Here is a 17174-nt window from a genome sequence, read left to right as displayed (position 1 = left end):
ACGGGAAATTCATTACCTCCGTAAAGCCCGACTATTTTACTTGGTCTTTCATGTTCCCGCGAACTGCCTTAAAATGAATCCAAACTTTCAAACGGGTTGCAAACATGGCATTGGTTACTGTGACAGATCCCGCACGGGACTATCTCGCACAACTTATTGAAAAACAGGACGTGGAAGGCATGGGCGTGCGCATTTTTGTGACCCAGCCCGGCACCAAGAATGCCGAGACCTGTCTGGCCTACTGCCCGCCCAACGAAGTGGTTCCCACGGACGAGCAGGTGGATCTGGAGAAGTTCACCCTGTACCTGGATCACAATTCCGTACCCTTCCTTGAGGAGGCGTACGTGGATTACTCGAAAGACCAGATGGGAGGGCAGCTCACGATCAAGGCCCCGAACGCCAAGGTGCCCAAGATCGACGACGACGCGCCCCTGCCGGACCGGGTCAATTACGTCCTGGCGTCGGAAATCAATCCGAATCTGGCGTCCCATGGCGGCGAGGTTTCCCTGGTGGAGATTGTCGATGAGTCCGTGGCCGTTCTTCGCTTCGGCGGTGGCTGCCAGGGCTGCTCCGCGGTGAGCCTGACCCTGAAGCAGGGTGTTGAGACGACGCTGAAGGAGCGGGTACCGGAAATTACCGCTGTACGGGACGTAACGGATCATTCCAACACCGAAAACGCCTACTACCAGTAAGCGCCCTCCCTGAGGTGCCGCATCTCCCGGGATGTGGTACCTGTTCAGCCTGCCGCAATACCTGCTTCGCCCTGGCTTTACGGCCAATGGCGTGACATTTCAGTTACTTCATTATTCGTCCTGTAAACGGAAACACCACACAGGTACTATCCTGTCTGCCGTTTAATGGCCTGTTATTCCAGTCTTGATCGGATTTCATTTGCAAACCGGGGTCAAACTTGTTCGACGTTGCGCTTCTGTCCTTGCCATTGATGGCCGCCGTGGTTGGCTGGTTTACCAACTGGCTGGCTATCCAGATGTCCTTTTACCCCGTCCAGTTTATTGGTCTGGGCTGGGTTGGCTGGCAGGGCGTCATTCCCCGCAAAGCCGAGAAGATGGCGCATATCTGCATCGACAGGACCTTGCAGCATTTTGGCGACCTGAACGCCGTCTACCGGCAGCTTGAGCCTCAGCGCATTGTTGAGCAGGTCCTTTCCCGCGTCACACCGCGGATCGATGAGTATATCGATGAGGTTATGTACGACATCCAGCCGGTGCTCTGGGATAACCTGCCCGCGTTCGTGAAAAACCGGGTCTACCAGTGGGCGAGAGACCAGCTGCCGTCCCGAATTGAGGAACTGGTGGAGGATTTTGGTGACGATCTGGACGAGCTGGTGGATCTCAAGGCGCTGCTCAGCCGTGAACTTGAGACCCATCCGGACCTGATGAACCGCATCTTCAAGCAGGCCGGTGCGGTTGAGCTGCAATCTGTGATCAACCGGGGCGCCATTATCGGTGGCATTCTCGGTGCGGGTCTCATACCCCTGTGGTCACGGTATCCCGAGCCCTGGCTGTTGCCGCTTGGTGGCTTTGTGGTCGGTTTTATCACTAACTGGATCGCCATTAACCTGATTTTTGCACCGTTAAAACCCCGGCGATTTCTGTTCTGGCACATCCAGGGCCTTTTCCTGCGCCGCCAGCCGGAGATCAGTGATGTCTGGGCGAAGCTGGTGGCTGAGGAACTGATTACCGTGGAAAAAGTGGCCGACGCCATGATTAACGGCAGCCACGGTGATCGGACCCGGGCCATTATTCAAAAGCATCTGCGGCCGTTGCTCGACAACTCTGTCATCATGAAGCTGTCGGCGCAGGTTACCGTGGGTATGACCGGTTACACCGAACTTAAAAAGGCCATGAACCAGAAGGCGGTGCTGGCAACCCATGATGTTTTCAGCGATCCCGCGTTTAACCGGGAGCGGGCGCCGGTGGTGGCGGCGGTTCTTTCCGGCCAGATGAAAGCCCTGGAGCCGTCCCAATTCCAGGATATCCTTCGCCCGGCGTTCCGGGAGGAGGAGGTCCAGTTGATGATCGTAGGCGGCATTCTGGGAGGTATCGCCGGATTGCTGCAATTTCTGTCTCTCACCTATATGACATTCTAGGCAAGGTACGCTCGTCTATTTCGAGCGCACAAGGAGAAAGGCCATGGCCCTCTGGGCATCCATAACGATTCAGGCTTGTGTTACCGTAGTTGCGGTGCTTTTGACACTATGGGGCTTCTGGCGCTTCGTCGTTCGCCCTTATCTCGACCGCAAGGTGTTGGAGTTGATCGAAGCGTCCCGGGAAATTGAGCCGGCGGTCACCCGCGGTGTGAAGAAGGGCGTGGCGGAGACACTGCGGGAGTTGCCGGAAAGTGCGCTGGATGGCACTGTGAAAGAATCGACCCGCCAGTTCCTGAAGTTCGGCTCCGGACTTTTTGAAAACGGGCTGAGCAGCTTCCTCGGCAGCGCAGCGGATCTTGATCGGGCGAAACGGGAAAAAACCGGCCAACCGGTCGACCGGCCTACAGGCAATTAGTGGGGCGTGGCAGCCCGGCAATCCGGCAGGCGGTCTTGGCCGGCGTGCCCGGAAACAGCTGCATCAGGTAGATGCTGTTGCCCTTGTCTTCGCCTAACGCCTCCTTCACGGCCTTTACGAACAGCCGGTTTGAGGGGGGCGATATCTCATGCTCTTTATAAAAAGAGCGTAGAAAGCCAATGATTTCCCAGTGGTTTTCGCTCAATGCAATGCCGTCTTCAGCCGCAATCGTGGTTGCCACCTCTTCCGTCCAGCACTGGGCGTCTTCAAGAAACCCCTCGTTATTACGTTCCGGCATCGTGCTACCTGGCATGGCTCACCAACTGATTACTTTGCGGGCCTGAAGCGACAGTGCCACCATATCGCTAAACGCCACCCGTGTTTCATTACCTGCTGTATTTCCCAGTCCGCGGGCGGCAACATCCGCGGAAAGCGCGAACACGCGGCAGACCGACGGCAGACCCTCTGCAGAGAGCCACAGGACGCCGTTTTCAATCAGCAGCAGGGCGTCCCCCTCGGATAGCAGGGCAAGGCACTGGGCCGCCCGGGGATGCCCCGGGGATTTGTTCAGGATATGCAGCGTATCAAATGAGCTCATGTCTGGTTAACCTGCAAACGCTGTGTGGTCATACTGGTTGAGCAGGGCACTGATGGCATCCACCAGAGTGACGCCGGCAATCAGCGAGCGCTCATCCAGCCCATACCTCTGACAAGCTGCGCGGTCGGCAAAAATTGCTTCGATACCAAAAACCGGGGCCGCCGACAGATTCTTTTCCACGGATTTCTGGCCAAGGTCGGCGGTGTCCTGTTCGCGCCTTAACCAGGTTACCCCGGCCCCGGTGAACAGCAGTGCGGCCGGTTGGTCGAATGCGGCAAGGGAGAACGCCATATCGAGGGCTTCGCGCCCGCTCCAGGAGCCATAGGATGGCTGGTCAATCATGATCAGTGTACTCACGATTCAGCCTCCGGCGTGGAAATAGAGTGTTCGGGTGGAAGTCATCCGGCCCTCGACCCAGTCACCCAGCCCGGCGATATCGAACGGGCGAAGGAGGTTGGCGGAGGGTAGCTGGTAGCGCTTCTGCTCGGCTTCATTCACCAGGCCCCGGCGCAACGCGGACGCAATGCAGGCAATGGCGCTGATGCCGTGCTGCTCCAGAAAGCCCGCCCATTCCTGCGGCCAGTGGGGCTCGTCTGAGGGTGGGGCGCACAGAGCGGAGGCGAGGTGTACGCCGTCGCCGTAGAGAAAGACACGGTCAATCCTGTGGCCTGCGGCTATGGCGGCTTTGGCAAACCCCAGGGCGGTCTGTGGCGCCTGCGAGGAGTAGGGCGCGCCGGTAATGACCAGGGCGAAGGTTGCAGATCGGGTATCGGCCATGATTCCGGTTCGTTTGTGTTAAGGGCGCGAGATGTTTTCAGTTTACCTAAAGCAGAAACCCCGGCAACTGCCGGGGTTCCGAAACAGACTGTCTCAGCCTGGCATCAGTTGTCGCCGCTGAATGCAGACAGCAGGTGCAGAAGGCTGAGGAACAGGTTGTAGATGGAGACATACAGGCCAACCGTCGCAATGATGTAATTGCGCTCGCCGCCCTTGATGATCTGGCTGGTCTCAAACAGGATCATCACGGATGCAAAGATGGTGAAGCCTGCGGATACCGCCAGTTGCAGGGCAGAGCTTTCCATCAGGAAGGCCAGCAGCATGGCACCGATCAGCACAAATGCGCCAGCGGTCAGGAAGCTGGACAGGAAGCTGAAGTCTTTCTTGGTAATGATCGCCGTGGCGGACAGGCCGACAAACGCGATGGCCGTCAGGGTCAGCGCCTGGGCAACGATCTGCGAGGCTCCGGCAGCAACAAACGCACCGATGATCGGGCCGAGGGTGTAACCCATGAAGCCGGTCAGGGCGAAAGTGGTCACTATGCCCCAGGGGCTGTTCTTCAGCTTATAGGTCGCGAACAGCAGGCCGATGTATCCCACGATGGTGATCAGGAAGCCCGGGTGGGTTCCGTTCATGTTCAGGAATGCAGTCAGTGCCGAGAAGGCGAGGGTCATGCCGAGAAGCATGTAGGTGTTGCGCAACACATTCATCGCGTCAGCGCTGATTCCTGTGGTCGCACGCTCCGCCCGGGGAGCGGAATAGGCTCCCTGAGAATTCTGAACGCCGAATCGTTTGTCTTCCATTGTCATCTCCGTTTATAGCGACTGGATACTGTGGTTCATCATAGTGTCAGATACGCAACTTTCAATCATTTACGACAATAAACCCGCCGTTAGATTCCATTAAAAACCGTTAATGTTGAAAAATGCGGCGGGTTTTATGCAGGGCGTTGACAGCGCAGGCAATTCCGGTATCATGCTCACCGCTGTCGCAAGGGCAGCAATGGAATAACGGTGGGCTGGCAGAGTGGCTGAATGCAGCGGTCTTGAAAACCGCCGACGGTTAGTAGCCGTCCCGGGGTTCGAATCCCTGGCCCACCGCCATTATTCCTCTCTCTGAATACCAGATCGTCCCGTCTGTTCACTCCTCAGTGGTTGTCCTTACTTGGTTTAAGCTCAGGTTATCCTCATTCTGGTTCGATAGATACCGGGAGAGCTCCCTATGCCAGATTCACAAAACACTCAGCCATGTTCATCTCAGGCGCTCGATCGTACTGACCGGAAGTTTTCCGTGTCGGCAAACCGTGGCAAAGCCAGCCAGAAAGTCCGCTACGTGGAAGCCGGCGGTGCTGCTGTGGATCCGGACGAGTGCACGTTCTGCCAGGCAATGCCGGATCTTTCGGATGAGGGAAATGCGGATGATCAGGGAAAAGACCGGAGCAGTTGATACCGCCCCGGGAACGCTCGGAAGCCCGGGTCAGAGAGCCCGGTCCGGATAGGTTGCTTCTTTCTGTTCGTCCGCCCATTTCTGTCTTGCAGTGAGGGCTTCTGGCTCATTCTTTGGCACCTGCCATCCCTGCAGATTCTCCTCGATCAGCTTGACCAGCGCTTCAATGTGCCCCGGCGTTGCGTTCAACGCGGTTATGTAGCTGAATCCCGCGCCACCAGCCTCCATGAAGTATTCCCGGTTCTCCTCATCAATTTCCTCAATAGTCTCCAGACAATCGGACGAGAACCCCGGGCAGAATACGTCGATCGATTTAATGCCCTTGCCGGGTAGTAATTTCAGCGTTTCGTCGGTGTAGGGCTTGAGCCACTCCTCCCTGCCAAAGCGGGACTGGAACGTGGTTATGTAGTCTTCTTTGCTCAACCCAAGGCGTTCTGCCAGCAGGCGGGAGGTTTTGTGGCATTCGCAATGATAGGGGTCGCCCCTGGTCAGGTATTTTAGCGGGACTCCGTGGTAGGAAAGCACCAGCATCTGATGGCGCCCGTGATTGGCCCAGTGGGCCTCGATATGCCGGGCCATGGCCTCGATGTAGGGCGGGAAATCGGGATAGTGGGATATGAACCGGAGATCGGGTAACCACCTGCGCCTGGCAAAATCATTGGCAATGGCATCGAAGGTTGAAGCGGACGTCGATGCGGAATATTGCGGGTAGAGCGGGAGCACCAGCAGTTTTCGCACCCCCTGCTGCTGCATTTCGTCCAGAACCCGAGTGATGGACGGGTTGCCGTAACGCATAGCAAACCCTACAACGACATTGGGCCCGTACGTCCGTTTGAGCGCCTCCCGGATGCCCTCAGCCTGCTTTGCGGTATGGAGTAGCAAGGGCGATCCCTCTGGCTGCCAGACACTGGCATAGGCCCTGGCGCTGCGCTTGGGGCGAATCCGGAGAATCACGCCGTGCAGGATCAGCCACCACAGGGGCCGGGGCAGTTCCACGACCCTTGGGTCCGAGAGAAATTCAGCGAGATACCGGCGGAGTGCGGAAGTTGTCGGGGCATCCGGGGTACCCAGATTGGTCACCAGCACCCCCAGTCTCTCTGGCTGGTTGTGGCTGAAGTTCTCTGAACCCTTGTATTGCATGCGGTCGTTCCTGAACGTTGGTTTTACGTTGAAAGTCTCAGCCTTTTTCGCAGGCCTGCTGTGCCATACGAGGCGCCAGGCCGGATATGTCGTAACCGGCATTCCGGGCCTTGGTAAAGATTTCCCGGACTGGCGTGTTCCGGGCTGCACTCAGCGCCCAGAGAACGGTGCAGCGGGTTCCTGAGCGGCAGAATGCCAGTACGGGCTTTTCTGCATCCCGGATCATAGGGGCGAAGCGGTTTACATCATCATCGGTAATATGTCCGGACTGTACCGGCATGAACACCCAGTCCAGGCCATGCTCACGGGCGGCTGTTTCGATATCCGCCATCAGGGGTTGGCCGGGCTCCTCCTGATCAGGGCGGTTTGCGACCAGTGTTTTGAAGCCCAGATTTGCAGCTTCAGCGACGTCTTCGACGGAAATCTGCGGAGCAACCGAGATAGTGTCATCAATCTTTCTGATATCCATGGATTTTCGTCTCCGGGTTGGATGGCAGGGCAGCCGCCATAATCGCATAGCTAAAGCGTCATGTCAGAATGGCGGCCGGGAATTTAGCAGAAACTACTTACGCTTTCTTGCGGGTGCGCTCGACCACCTCAAAAATGGCCATGCCGGCCACCATGGCGGCTACAAACACCGCCGCCTTGGCTTCGCCGGCACCGAGAGCCACCAGGCCGGGCCCCGGGCAGAACCCGGCGATGCCCCAGCCGACACCGAATGCCAGGCCACCCAGAATCAGTCGCTTGTCAATGCGGGTAGTGCCGGGAAGTTTTAGGTCGAACCCCAGAAACGAGAGTGTGCGCTTGCGGGCAACGGCGAACGCAAACAAGCCAACAAGAATCGCGCCGCCCATGACAAAGGCCAGTGACGGATCCCAGCGGCCGGCGATATCCAGGAACGCGAGGACTTTTTCCGGGTTCGCCATGCCCGAGAGGATCAGGCCCAGGCCAAATATCAGGCCGGCAAACAGGGAAGCCAGGTTAAATTTCATGGTATCAGGCTCCGAGCAGGTGACGGATAACGTACACAGTGACAAAACCGGCGGCCATAAAGCTGAGTGTGGCTGCCAGTGATCGAAGCGACAGGCGGGACAATCCACACACGCCATGGCCACTGGTGCACCCCGAGCCATAGCGTGTTCCGATGCCCACAAGCAGGCCTGCAACGACCAGTGCCGGGTATCCGGCCTGAATCTCTATGGCTGGCAAATCGCCGGCCAGCAGCCAGGCAGCCGGTGCTCCGATCAATCCGGCCAGGAAAGCAACGCGCCAGGCAATATCGCCCCGGGCCGGCGTCAGCAGCCCACCGAGAATGCCACTGATACCGGCAATCCGGCCGTTGAGCAGCAGGAAACTTGCGGCAGCGAGACCGATCAGGATGCCGCCCGCGAGGGAAGACCACGGAGTGAAGCTACTCCACGCAATCTCAATCATCTGAAACTCCAGAAGTTACTGTTGAGGGTGAAAAGTCATGTTTGGAATAAGCATATTTCTTGGGGCAATAATACCAAAAAAAAGCCCGGCAGAGGATGCCGGGCAGAGGCGTGCGAGTAGTATCCATGAAAGACTTCCAGACAAACCGGCATCAGCAGGGACGCCGGTATAGGCAAGTATTGACTATAATTTGAACACTTCAAGCGAGAGCCCCTCTCGTTTGAAAACATTTTTTCATATCGAACGGATCTTTATACTGCGCCCTGTCACTGAGCGGTTTGACGGCCGACTGAAATCCGGCCACAGCTGTAATACAATAGTGTTCCGAGAGATAAATCCGCACCCCGAGGTTGGCAGATGTCTGAACAGAACGACGATAAGCCGGAGAATGATCCGCAGCTGGCGGCAAAAATCAAGGGTTCCGCCCGCCAGATCTGGTTGGCAGGGCTGGGTGCCTTCACCAAGGCTGAGGAAGATACCGGGCGTTTCTTTGATCGGCTGGTTCAGGAAGGTGAGCAGCTCGAGAACAGAACCCGCGGTGTTGTTGAAAAACAGATCAAATCGGTTGAAGACCGGGTTGAGGGTGTTCGCGAGCGGGCGACGGGCACCTGGGACCGGCTTGAGCACCTGTTCGACGAGCGGGTGTCCGGCGCGCTCCGAAGGCTCGGTATTCATCGTCGTGAGGAGATTGATTCACTGGAGCGCCGAATCGAAGCACTGGAATCAGAACTGGCACGGCTGAGGGCTCGGGCCGGAGACGACGAGGAAGAGTAGTCTTGCCCTAAAGGTAGTCCCGGCTCATGAGTCGGGCTTCGTCCCGGTCTGCAGGGGCCAGGTAGGGAATGATCAGGTGCATCATCTGGTAAACGCCGCGGCCAGGGTCAACCGATTCACGGTCATCCAGATGGGAGAGAGTGTCAAAAGCGCTCCAGTAACAGGCAGTTAGCGTTAACTGCTCACACAAGGACCCAAGTTCTTCCTGGTCGGTCATCATGATGCCTTGGCGCCGAAAACTTTCGCAGATGTTCCGGAAAGCCGCTGTCTTCTTCTTCTGAATCCGCTTGAACCGCACTCGCAACTGATCATACCGCGACAACACATTGACCAGATCCTGGTAAAGAAACCGGTAACGGGCCACTGTCTCGAACAACAGGTGCAGGAAGAACCCCTGCTGTTCGAGGCTGATATCGGCATCCTCGGGAACGGTCAACAGATCAAGCATGTCCTGCTCGTAATGGTCGAACAGCTCCTCGACTATGTCGCCTTTGCTCTTGAAGTGGTAATACAGGTTGCCCGGGCTGATATCCAGTTCGTCGGAAATCAGCAGAGTCGTAACATTAGGCTCACCGACGCTGTTAAACAGCGCCAGACTGGCCTGCAGAATACGGTCGCGGGTCTTGATTTTTTTCATGTCGCGCCCGGCCAGCCCCTAGAGTTCGAAACTCGCCCAGACCGGACAATGGTCGGACGGCCGTTCCATGGCACGGATATCGTAGGAGACGCCGGCCTCCCGCGCTTTCGGCAAAAGGCTGTCACTGGCCATGATCAGATCAATTCTCAGGCCCCGTCTGGGGTCTCGTTCGAAGCCCTTACTGCGGTAATCAAACCAGCTGAAGGTGTCTGCCTCATCCGGATGCAGGTGGCGGAAGACATCGGTGTAGCCACGGGCTTCCACCTGGCCAAGCCATTCCCGCTCTTCAGGAAGGAAGGAACATTTTCCGGTTCGCAGCCAGCGCTTGGCGTTGTCTGCGCCGATACCAATGTCCTTGTCGGTGGGTGATATGTTCATGTCACCCATCACCACCACGTGGCCGCCAGCGTTGTTGAGATCATCCAGGTAGCGCATCAGGTCTGCGTAGAACTTTTCCTTGGCCGGAAACTTCACCGGGTGATCCCGGCTTTCGCCCTGGGGAAAGTAGCCGTTAACCACGGTGAGTTTTTCACCATTCACTGTAAACCGGCCGGCAATAAGTCTCCGCTGGGAGTCTTCACCGTCCCAGGGGTAGCCTTTGGTGATCTGTTCGGGCTCAGCTTTGGAGAGCAGGGCAACCCCGTAATGGGTCTTCTGGCCGTGAAAGTGCACATGATAACCAAGTTCCCGGATGGCATCGGCGGGAAAGTCGTCATCCTGAACCTTGGTTTCCTGAAGCCCGATGAAGTCGGGGGCGTAGGCCTCAATCACGGCTTTGAGCTGGTGCAGGCGTGTACGGATACTGTTGACGTTGAACGACACAAACATCATTGCAAGAACTCTCCGGCTTTGATTCCTGGCGGAGTTTACCACACTGAACCCGGGGTGCCGCCCTGGCACCGGCGACGGATTCAGGGAGTCAGTTCACAATCCGGGTAGGTATCGATGGTGTAGCGGATATGGGCGGTGTAGTTGTTGTCCTGGTTTTTCCGGATGTTGGTGAGGCCGTAGTAATCCGTGAGCGCGCCTCTGTTGTTGTAACCGAGCACAATGGGGTCAACCAGAAAACCGACCATCATGCCGGTTGGGCGTATCTGCAGTACGTGATCCGCCTTGACCTTATCGCTCTTGGCCTTTTCGAGCACAAATCCGTAATGTTCGCCTCGGGTCGGGGCCAGAAATCGAAACTTGATGGACTCCCCGGCCAACACGCTTTGCCAGTGCTTGCGCACGAGATTGTCGAACCCGGAGTCCACCACGGTACCGTCGGGATAGTCCACTTCAAAGCGCCTGGAGCCCTCGGACGGAGTATCCCACTTAACGATCAGGGTGCCTGGTTGCGGATAGCGGATGGTCAGGGTCTCATCAAAACCTGGCTGAACGAAATGCACCCGGGGGCGTATGACAGACGTGTTGTAGTCGAGGTCTTTCCAGGCGAACGGCTCGCTTTCGCCCGGATTGAGATAATCCACCCGATGTTGCTGCGGGCGGAAAGAGCCATTCTGGCAGGTGCCATTGATGGTGTGTTGCTCCTGGTACAGCAGGTTACCGTCAGGCCCCGTGGCCTTTCCGGTAAAGCTGTAATCCTTGGCCAGCAAGGGCATCGATGCCACAAGCAGGGCGACTGAGATAACCCCGGTCGCGTTTCTCATCGGGCCAGCTCCGGGTAGAGGGATTTGCGCGCGAACAGAAGCAGCGGAAAGATTATCAGCCAGCCGAGCCCCAGGGCAATCAGTGATGGCACCAACTGTGGCAACTGGACTGCGCCTACCTGGCTGGCGGACCAATAGGCAAACGGCCCGGCGAGGGGGGCCAGAACGAAGGGCAGCCAGGTTTTCTTGCTGATCCAGTTCAGCGAATGGCTGAGCGTGGTCATGAATATCGCCCAGATGGCAACGAGCCATGGCGGCGTGAGCAGTACTTCACCGCCGGTTCCGTCATCCAGAATGCCGGTCCGGAACCAGATGCCATCCAGCACAGACCCCGCCACGGTCCCCAGGCCGACAAACTGGAGCTCTGTCACCCGGTGCTGGCTTACCAACGCAAAATGTACCACAAGGAACACAAGCACAATGCCTGCGCCTGCCAGCCCCGGGTACAACACGCAGGCAAACCATCCCGCCTGGAAAAGCAGGAAGTTCAGAATGTTACGGGCATTCTCCGAGGCTATCATACGCTCAGAATGCTCTCCCGCTTGTTACCCGGCTTGGCGAATACCAGTTGCGCCACACCAATGGCACGCTCGCTGAACCCCGCCTCGCAGTAAGCAAAGTAGAAGTGCCATAGCCGGCGGAACGCCTGGTCATACCCCATGGCTTCCAGCTGGTCGCGCCGGGCCATGAATCGCTCACACCAGTCATGCAGGGTGCGGGCATAGTGGAAGCCGGTATCTTCGACATGGGTCAGCACCAGGTTGCTCTCTTTGCGAACCGACTCCAGGATGGCCCCGAAGGAGGGTATGAAACTGCCAGGGAAGATGAATCTCTGGATGAAGTCTACGTTCTTCAGGGCCCGTTGATACCGCTGTTCCGGCATATTGATGGCCTGCACCAGGGCAAGGCCCTGGGGCTTGAGCAGCGCGTTTATCCGGGAAAAATAGCTGTCCAGGAATTGCGGACCGACCGCCTCGATCATCTCGATGGAGACCAGTTTATCGAATTGACCTTCCAGGTCCCGGTAGTCGTCAAACAGCAGGGTGATCCGGTCTTCAAGACCCTCCTGCCGGACACGCTCCTGTGCCAGTTCCAGTTGCTCCCTGGAAATAGTAGTGGTGGTCACATGGCAGCCATAGTGCTTGGCGGCATGAATGGCAAAACCACCCCAGCCGGTGCCGATTTCTATTACCTTGTCCGCCGGCTGCAGATCCAGCTTCCGGCAGATGGTGTCCAGCTTGTGCACGGCCGCCTCTTCCAGCGTCGATTCCGCGCTCGGGTAGATGGCGGAGGAATACATCATGGTGGGGTCGAGGAAGGTCTCGAACAGGGCATTGCCCAGATCATAGTGCGCGCTGATATTTTTCCGGGAGCCCTCTTTGGTGTTCCGGTTCAGCCAGTGCAGGCCCTTCAGCGTGGGTTTGGTGACCCAGCTGAAGCGGTCCTCGAATTCGTTCATCCGGTCGACGTTGCGAGTAAAGAAGCGCAGCAGTGCTACCAGATCTGGGGTGGACCAGTCGCCGGCGACAAAAGCTTCGGCAGCGCCGACACTGCCACCGGTGAGCAAGTCCCGCCAGGTGCTGTGGTCATGGATAATCAGTTCGGCAGGCGGGTAACCGGTGTTGCCGTCGCCAAATACGAGATCCTCGAACCCGGTTTCCCGAACGGTCAGCTGGCCTTCGGCCAGTAACCGGAGCTGCTGAATGACCAGGGTTCTCGCAAACCGGCTGAGCATTGGTGCACTGCCGGACCCGGTGGTTTCCACCGACGTATTCAGGTTCTCCATGAGCTTACCCTTCCACGAGTCTTGTCGTTGGTTTGGTTACTGGTTACGTCCAGCCCGCTGTCGTCATGCCCCTGGCGATGGGCGCTATCGTCTTCCGGGAGCTTGTCCGGGTGGCTGTAGAAAGGCGCCCCCTTGAGTTTCAGCCGTAGGGCATGCCAGTAGATGCCCGCCACCACCTTGAACGCCTCAATCGGAAATTTGCGAAGGCTTCTGTGGATCTCTTTACGAGTGAGAGGGGTGCGCTGGACTACCAGGGTGGCATCGAAATGTTTGCGGCCTTCTTCCAGGACATTCATGTGGATTCTCAGCTCCGGGCCCCGGAAACTGAAGGTCCAGTCATAATGCTGGTTCATGCCATTGAACGGCGACACATGAAAGCGCTTGCTGAAACCGAACCGCTCGGTACACCAGCCAGCCTTGTTCGGCGCGGCGCCGGCGGTTTCCAGGCAATAGACATGGCGGTCATGCCAGGGGGTGTTGGTGATCTGGGCTGCAATCACCTTGGGCACGGCGCCGTCTCCGGGCCGGTCGCCGGCACGGTAACAGAAGTAGAAACTGACCGGGTTGAACACGTGGCCGAAATAACGGGGGTGGGTGATCAGTTCAACCTCACCATCGGGGCGCCATCCGGTGGCGCGGGCGACATGATCCCGCACAGCTCCGCACAGCTCTCCTGAGTCTGGCTGGAAGTAGTCCTTACGTTTCAGCGACAGCCAGTTGAACCTTTCCAGAGAAAACAGCGGGCTGATATCGGTAATCTGGTGCCACTCGTCGGTATCCAGTGCCAGCATGCCAGTGCGGTAACTGAACTCATGTTGTACCGGGTACTTGCGCCTGTGCCGTACCGTACCCTCCAGCCACTGGCTGTTCACGGTCAAAACTCCACGCCGAATGCCCGGGTTACCCGGAGCGCGCTGCGTACACCGTCCTCATGGAAGCCGTTAAACCAGTAGGCGCCGCAATAGTGGGTCCGGTTCCGGTTGCCGATCTCGTCGTAGCGCTCCTGGGCCGCAACGGCATCGAGGGTGAACACCGGGTGGGCGTATTCAAAGCGTTTGATCACCTTGTCCGGGGCGACATCACGGCTGCGGTTCAGTGTCACGCAGAAAGTTTCGGGGGCATCGTGAAAGTTCTGCAGGATGTTCATGTTGTAGGTGACGGAGACCGGCTCGGTGCTGTGGGTCGGGATGAAATAGTTCCAGGCAGCCCAGGCCCGACGGTTGTCCGGCAGTACCGAGGCATCGGTATGCAGCACCACATCGTTGGTCTGATACGCCATGGCCCCCAGAATATCCCGTTCCCCGTCGGTCGGGTCCCCGAGCATGGCCAGGGCCTGATCACTGTGGCAGGCAAAAATCACCTGGTCGAAGCGGTGCTCCTGGCCTTTGACGCATACCGTCACACCGGCTTCATCCCTTACCACCTTGTCCACCGGGCTGTTCAGGTGAGTGACATCGCCAAGGCGTTCCATCATCCGGGTTACATACGTCGCGGAGCCGCCGGAGATTACCCGCCAGGTGGGGCGGTCATCCACCGAGAGCATGCCGTGGTTATTGAAAAACTGCAGAAAGAACCGGATCGGGAACTGCTCCAGGATAATCTCGGGCGCCGACCAGATGGCTGCGCCCATGGGCACGATGTAGTAGTTCCTGAAATACCGGGAGTAACCATTGCGGTTCAGGTATTCGCCGAGGGTTTCATTATTGCTGATGGCCCCGCCCTGGAGCTCTGCCCGGGTCTCCTTGTTGAACCGCAGAATCTCCCGCACCATTTTCAGAAACGGCAGGTTGAGCACATTGCGACGCTGGGCAAACAGGGTGTTCAGGCTGGTACCGTTGTACTGCAGGCCGGTACTGCTGCAGTCGACGCTGAAACTCATGTCGCTTACCTCGGAGGCCACTCCGAGCCGGTCCATCAGGCGGATGAAATTCGGGTAGGTCCAGTCATTGAATACAATGAACCCGGTATTCACCGGCCAGGTCCGGCCACCGGACTCAACCTGCTCGGTGTTGGTGTGGCCGCCGGCGTAGTCGCCCGCCTCAAAAATCTCTACGTTGTGCTCCTCGGCCAGAAGCCAGGCAGCCGTGAGGCCCGAAACGCCGGCCCCGATGACAGCAATTCGCTGACGCTCAACACTCATCCACTGTTTTCCTGTTCGCTGTTACTTTTTCGAGCCATGGCAGCCGACATACGGTCTATCAGGGGCCGGGGAAGGGCGCCAAGCACTTTCAGCATCCAGGTGAAACGCTTGGGAAAGGCGATGTCATTGTGGCCGCGGGCCAGGCCGCTGACGATTCTCTCGGCGGCGTCTTCGGCTGAAACCAGAAATGGCATCGGGAAATCATTACGGTCGGTCAGCGGTGTTTTGACAAAACCCGGTGATACCACCACCACGTCGATACCCTCTGCCGCCAGGTCCGCCCTGAGGGAGTGCGCAAAATAGCTCAGAGCGGCCTTGGAGGCACCGTAACCCTCGGCCCGTCCGAACGGGAACCACCAGGCCGAGGAACTGACAATCACAATGGTGGCCGGTTTGCCTTTGGCCCGGGTGCGGCGCAGGGCGGGCAGGGCAATATCCAGGCAGCGTGCCGTGCCAATCACATTGGTGTGAATGTTCTTTTCGATCACATCACTGCGGTAGTTGGCGACGTCGAGGTAGTCACAGGTGCCGGCGTTGAGGATCACCATGTTCAGGTCGCCGTTATCTTCGAGTATGCCGGCAACTCCCTGAAGATCTTCCTTGCTGGTGGTATCCGCCGCAGCGGCGGTAATCCGGTCGGGTGCGGCTGAAGCGAGTTCATCCAGAGCCCCTTTTCGCCTGCCGGTGATAACCAGCCGATGCCCGCCGCGGGCCAGTGCCCGGGTTACGGATTCGCCGATGCCGGAACTGGCGCCGGTGATCCAGATATTCGAGGTTTCCTGGAGTCGGTCACTCATCCTGCCTGATCCTTTATCCAGCGAATGAGACCACCAACCACCGGCAGGTTCTCATAGAGCATCTCGCCGGCGTCAAAATAGTCACGGTGGTAGCACACCATGCCATCGCGAATCTCAATGTGGCTCATGCCCTGAACCTGCACCTCCCGGCCCTTGCGGATACGCTTGTGGCGCAGGTGCATCACCCAGGGAAGCGCTGCAACGCCACCTTGAACCACCGCGTCACCAAACTCGAAACGGCAGGCAATAACGTTGGCGTAGGCGCCGGCGAAGTAGCGGGTGAGTTCATCCAGCCCGTGAACCGTGCCCAGAGGATCCTGGAACCGGATGTTTTCGCTGTACACCCGGGAGAGCTTGTTCAGGTTGCCCTTGTCGAGTTCATTGAACAGCGCCCGAAAATTCTCGAGTGTTGCCGGCACCGCCGGGTTGCGCCTACCGACTTCGATTTTTGAGGCCGTTGTCATTGCCTGTTCCTCCTCGCTCTGTCGAGTTCGCGAGTTTCGTCCTGAATGTGCTGCGGAATCGGGTTCAGATCCCAGATGATTCCGAGCTTTGACATCAGCCACAAGCCGTACCAGGTGATGTCTATCTCATACCAGCGAAAGCCCTGGCGCACCGACTGTGGCCAACGGTGGTGATTATTGTGCCAGCCTTCGCCCAGCGTGATCAGCGCCAGCCAGAAGTTGTTCCGGCTGTCATCGGTGGTGTTGAACCGGCGCTTGCCCCAGACGTGTGACAGCGAGTTGATGGAAACGGTCGCGTGGAACAGCACAACCGTGGAAACAAAGAATCCCCAGACCAACAGTTGCAGCCCGTTGGTTCCGAGACCAGGCGCCCAGGCGGCCAGGGCCTCGCCGAGAGCATAGATACCAAGGGCGGCCGCCGCCGGCACCAGTGAGTCAAACCGGTTAATCAGCCTGAGTTCGGGAAACTTCAGCCAATCCCGGATTCGGCGTTCTTCGGTGACAAACCCGGCATCGCAGGTAAACCAGCCCATATGCGACCACCAGAAACCGCCCTGATGCGGTGAGTGCAGGTCCTGCTCCTGATCGGAATGCTGATGGTGGTGGCGATGATGGGCCGCCCACCACAAGGGCCCGCGTTGGGCAGCGCTGGCGCCAAGAATGGCAAACAGGAACTGGGCCGGGCGACTGGTTTTGAAGGTCTTGTGGGCAAAATAGCGGTGGTAGAATCCGGTAATGGCGAACATGCGTACCACAAAGAAGGCGATCGCAAACCCCAGTGCGAAAGCGCTGACGCCCGTATAGAAAGCCAGTAAACAAGCCAGGTGAAGGGCGATAAATGGAAGGACGCGTATAAAATTGAACGATCGTGACGATGTGTCAACGCTGTCCGAGCCGGCCTCGGAGTCAAACCATCGCAGTATATTTGTAAACCAGTGTTGCACTCGGGTCATACCCTGCTTGCCCTTTACCAAAAATGAAACCGTGAACGTGCAGTCAGCAAA

The 17174-nt window shown here is 57.8% G+C and carries 24 protein-coding genes and 1 tRNA gene; 6 read left to right on the top strand and 19 right to left on the bottom strand.

Annotated features, from left to right (window positions below; all coding sequences use genetic code 11):
• Positions 1-104: 104 nt before the first annotated feature.
• From nfuA to msub_RS03315, 3 genes are all read left to right on the top strand, one after another.
• The gene (nfuA, locus tag msub_RS03325; RefSeq protein WP_048494692.1) at positions 105-692 is read left to right on the top strand and encodes a Fe-S biogenesis protein NfuA; all 588 of its coding nucleotides are present in this window, start codon (positions 105-107) and stop codon (positions 690-692) included.
• 218 nt (positions 693-910) lie between these two features.
• Entirely contained in the window at positions 911-2110 is a 1200-nt protein-coding gene (locus msub_RS03320) for a DUF445 domain-containing protein (protein ID WP_197083784.1), read from the top strand.
• A 43-nt stretch (positions 2111-2153) separates the two neighbouring features.
• Entirely contained in the window at positions 2154-2525 is a 372-nt protein-coding gene (locus msub_RS03315; RefSeq protein WP_048494691.1) for a hypothetical protein, read from the top strand.
• On the opposite strand, the gene msub_RS03310 is transcribed toward msub_RS03315, so the two are convergent.
• From msub_RS03310 to msub_RS03290, 5 genes are all read right to left on the bottom strand, one after another.
• Positions 2512-2823 (bottom strand): TusE/DsrC/DsvC family sulfur relay protein, encoded by a 312-nt coding sequence (locus tag msub_RS03310; RefSeq protein ID WP_227506626.1) that lies wholly within the window; start codon positions 2821-2823, stop codon positions 2512-2514. The genes msub_RS03315 and msub_RS03310 overlap by 14 nt on opposite strands.
• 18 nt (positions 2824-2841) lie before the next feature.
• Positions 2842-3123 (bottom strand): sulfurtransferase complex subunit TusB, encoded by a 282-nt coding sequence (gene tusB, locus msub_RS03305; protein WP_048494689.1) that lies wholly within the window; start codon positions 3121-3123, stop codon positions 2842-2844.
• Positions 3124-3129: 6 nt separating this feature from the next.
• The gene (locus tag msub_RS03300) at positions 3130-3480 is read right to left on the bottom strand and encodes a DsrE family protein (RefSeq protein WP_048494688.1); all 351 of its coding nucleotides are present in this window, start codon (positions 3478-3480) and stop codon (positions 3130-3132) included.
• Between the two features lie 3 nt (positions 3481-3483).
• A complete protein-coding gene (gene tusD / locus msub_RS03295; protein WP_048494687.1) occupies positions 3484-3900 on the bottom strand; it encodes a sulfurtransferase complex subunit TusD in 417 nt (138 codons plus the stop codon).
• Between the two features lie 104 nt (positions 3901-4004).
• Positions 4005-4703 (bottom strand): Bax inhibitor-1/YccA family protein, encoded by a 699-nt coding sequence (locus tag msub_RS03290; RefSeq protein WP_048494686.1) that lies wholly within the window; start codon positions 4701-4703, stop codon positions 4005-4007.
• 209 nt (positions 4704-4912) lie between these two features.
• On the opposite strand from msub_RS03290, the gene msub_RS03285 reads away from it, so the two are divergent.
• Together msub_RS03285 and msub_RS03280 are read left to right on the top strand one after the other, a co-directional pair.
• Positions 4913-5003: transfer RNA gene (locus msub_RS03285), tRNA-Ser, on the top strand.
• 187 nt (positions 5004-5190) lie between these two features.
• Positions 5191-5346, top strand: a complete 156-nt coding sequence (locus tag msub_RS03280) for a hypothetical protein (RefSeq protein WP_227506625.1) — start codon at positions 5191-5193, stop codon at positions 5344-5346.
• Between the two features lie 30 nt (positions 5347-5376).
• On the opposite strand, the gene hemH is transcribed toward msub_RS03280, so the two are convergent.
• From hemH to msub_RS03260, 4 genes are all read right to left on the bottom strand, one after another.
• Positions 5377-6486 (bottom strand): ferrochelatase, encoded by a 1110-nt coding sequence (gene hemH, locus msub_RS03275; RefSeq protein ID WP_048494684.1) that lies wholly within the window; start codon positions 6484-6486, stop codon positions 5377-5379.
• A 37-nt stretch (positions 6487-6523) separates the two neighbouring features.
• Entirely contained in the window at positions 6524-6955 is a 432-nt protein-coding gene (locus msub_RS03270; protein ID WP_048494683.1) for a TIGR01244 family sulfur transferase, read from the bottom strand.
• Between the two features lie 97 nt (positions 6956-7052).
• Positions 7053-7478 (bottom strand): DUF6691 family protein, encoded by a 426-nt coding sequence (locus tag msub_RS03265; protein WP_048494682.1) that lies wholly within the window; start codon positions 7476-7478, stop codon positions 7053-7055.
• A gap of 4 nt (positions 7479-7482) precedes the next feature.
• Positions 7483-7920: a YeeE/YedE family protein gene (locus tag msub_RS03260; protein ID WP_048494681.1), complete on the bottom strand. Its 438-nt coding sequence runs from the start codon at positions 7918-7920 to the stop codon at positions 7483-7485.
• A gap of 357 nt (positions 7921-8277) precedes the next feature.
• On the opposite strand from msub_RS03260, the gene msub_RS03255 reads away from it, so the two are divergent.
• Positions 8278-8694, top strand: a complete 417-nt coding sequence (locus msub_RS03255) for a phasin family protein (RefSeq protein ID WP_048494680.1) — start codon at positions 8278-8280, stop codon at positions 8692-8694.
• A gap of 7 nt (positions 8695-8701) precedes the next feature.
• Here the strand turns inward: msub_RS03255 and msub_RS03250 are convergent, their stop codons facing one another.
• From msub_RS03250 to msub_RS03205, 10 genes are all read right to left on the bottom strand, one after another.
• Positions 8702-9331, bottom strand: a complete 630-nt coding sequence (locus tag msub_RS03250; RefSeq protein WP_048494679.1) for a TetR/AcrR family transcriptional regulator — start codon at positions 9329-9331, stop codon at positions 8702-8704.
• Between the two features lie 18 nt (positions 9332-9349).
• On the bottom strand, positions 9350-10162 hold the full coding sequence (xthA, locus tag msub_RS03245) for an exodeoxyribonuclease III (RefSeq protein ID WP_048494678.1): 813 nt from the start codon (positions 10160-10162) through the stop codon (positions 9350-9352).
• An 80-nt stretch (positions 10163-10242) separates the two neighbouring features.
• Complete coding sequence (locus msub_RS03240; protein ID WP_048494677.1) at positions 10243-10983, bottom strand: hypothetical protein; 741 nt, start codon at positions 10981-10983, stop codon at positions 10243-10245.
• Positions 10980-11504 (bottom strand): DUF2878 domain-containing protein, encoded by a 525-nt coding sequence (locus tag msub_RS03235; protein WP_048494676.1) that lies wholly within the window; start codon positions 11502-11504, stop codon positions 10980-10982. The genes msub_RS03240 and msub_RS03235 overlap by 4 nt, the downstream gene beginning before the upstream one ends.
• Positions 11501-12769, bottom strand: a complete 1269-nt coding sequence (locus tag msub_RS03230; protein WP_048494675.1) for an SAM-dependent methyltransferase — start codon at positions 12767-12769, stop codon at positions 11501-11503. Before msub_RS03230 ends, msub_RS03235 begins: the two co-directional genes overlap by 4 nt.
• Positions 12757-13641, bottom strand: a complete 885-nt coding sequence (locus msub_RS03225) for a DUF1365 domain-containing protein (RefSeq protein ID WP_048494674.1) — start codon at positions 13639-13641, stop codon at positions 12757-12759. The genes msub_RS03230 and msub_RS03225 overlap by 13 nt, the downstream gene beginning before the upstream one ends.
• 2 nt (positions 13642-13643) lie before the next feature.
• Entirely contained in the window at positions 13644-14909 is a 1266-nt protein-coding gene (locus msub_RS03220) for an NAD(P)/FAD-dependent oxidoreductase (RefSeq protein ID WP_048494673.1), read from the bottom strand.
• The gene (locus tag msub_RS03215) at positions 14906-15706 is read right to left on the bottom strand and encodes an SDR family NAD(P)-dependent oxidoreductase (RefSeq protein ID WP_048494672.1); all 801 of its coding nucleotides are present in this window, start codon (positions 15704-15706) and stop codon (positions 14906-14908) included. Before msub_RS03215 ends, msub_RS03220 begins: the two co-directional genes overlap by 4 nt.
• The gene (locus msub_RS03210) at positions 15703-16170 is read right to left on the bottom strand and encodes a nuclear transport factor 2 family protein (RefSeq protein WP_048494671.1); all 468 of its coding nucleotides are present in this window, start codon (positions 16168-16170) and stop codon (positions 15703-15705) included. Before msub_RS03210 ends, msub_RS03215 begins: the two co-directional genes overlap by 4 nt.
• Entirely contained in the window at positions 16167-17123 is a 957-nt protein-coding gene (locus tag msub_RS03205) for an acyl-CoA desaturase (protein WP_048496957.1), read from the bottom strand. The genes msub_RS03210 and msub_RS03205 overlap by 4 nt, the downstream gene beginning before the upstream one ends.
• Positions 17124-17174: the final 51 nt, after the last annotated feature.

The sequence above is a fragment of the Marinobacter subterrani genome (assembly GCF_001045555.1).
GTDB lineage: Bacteria > Pseudomonadota > Gammaproteobacteria > Pseudomonadales > Oleiphilaceae > Marinobacter > Marinobacter subterrani.
The sequence above is the reverse complement of the archived record's forward strand: the minus strand, read 5'-3'. Positions and strand labels throughout refer to the sequence as shown.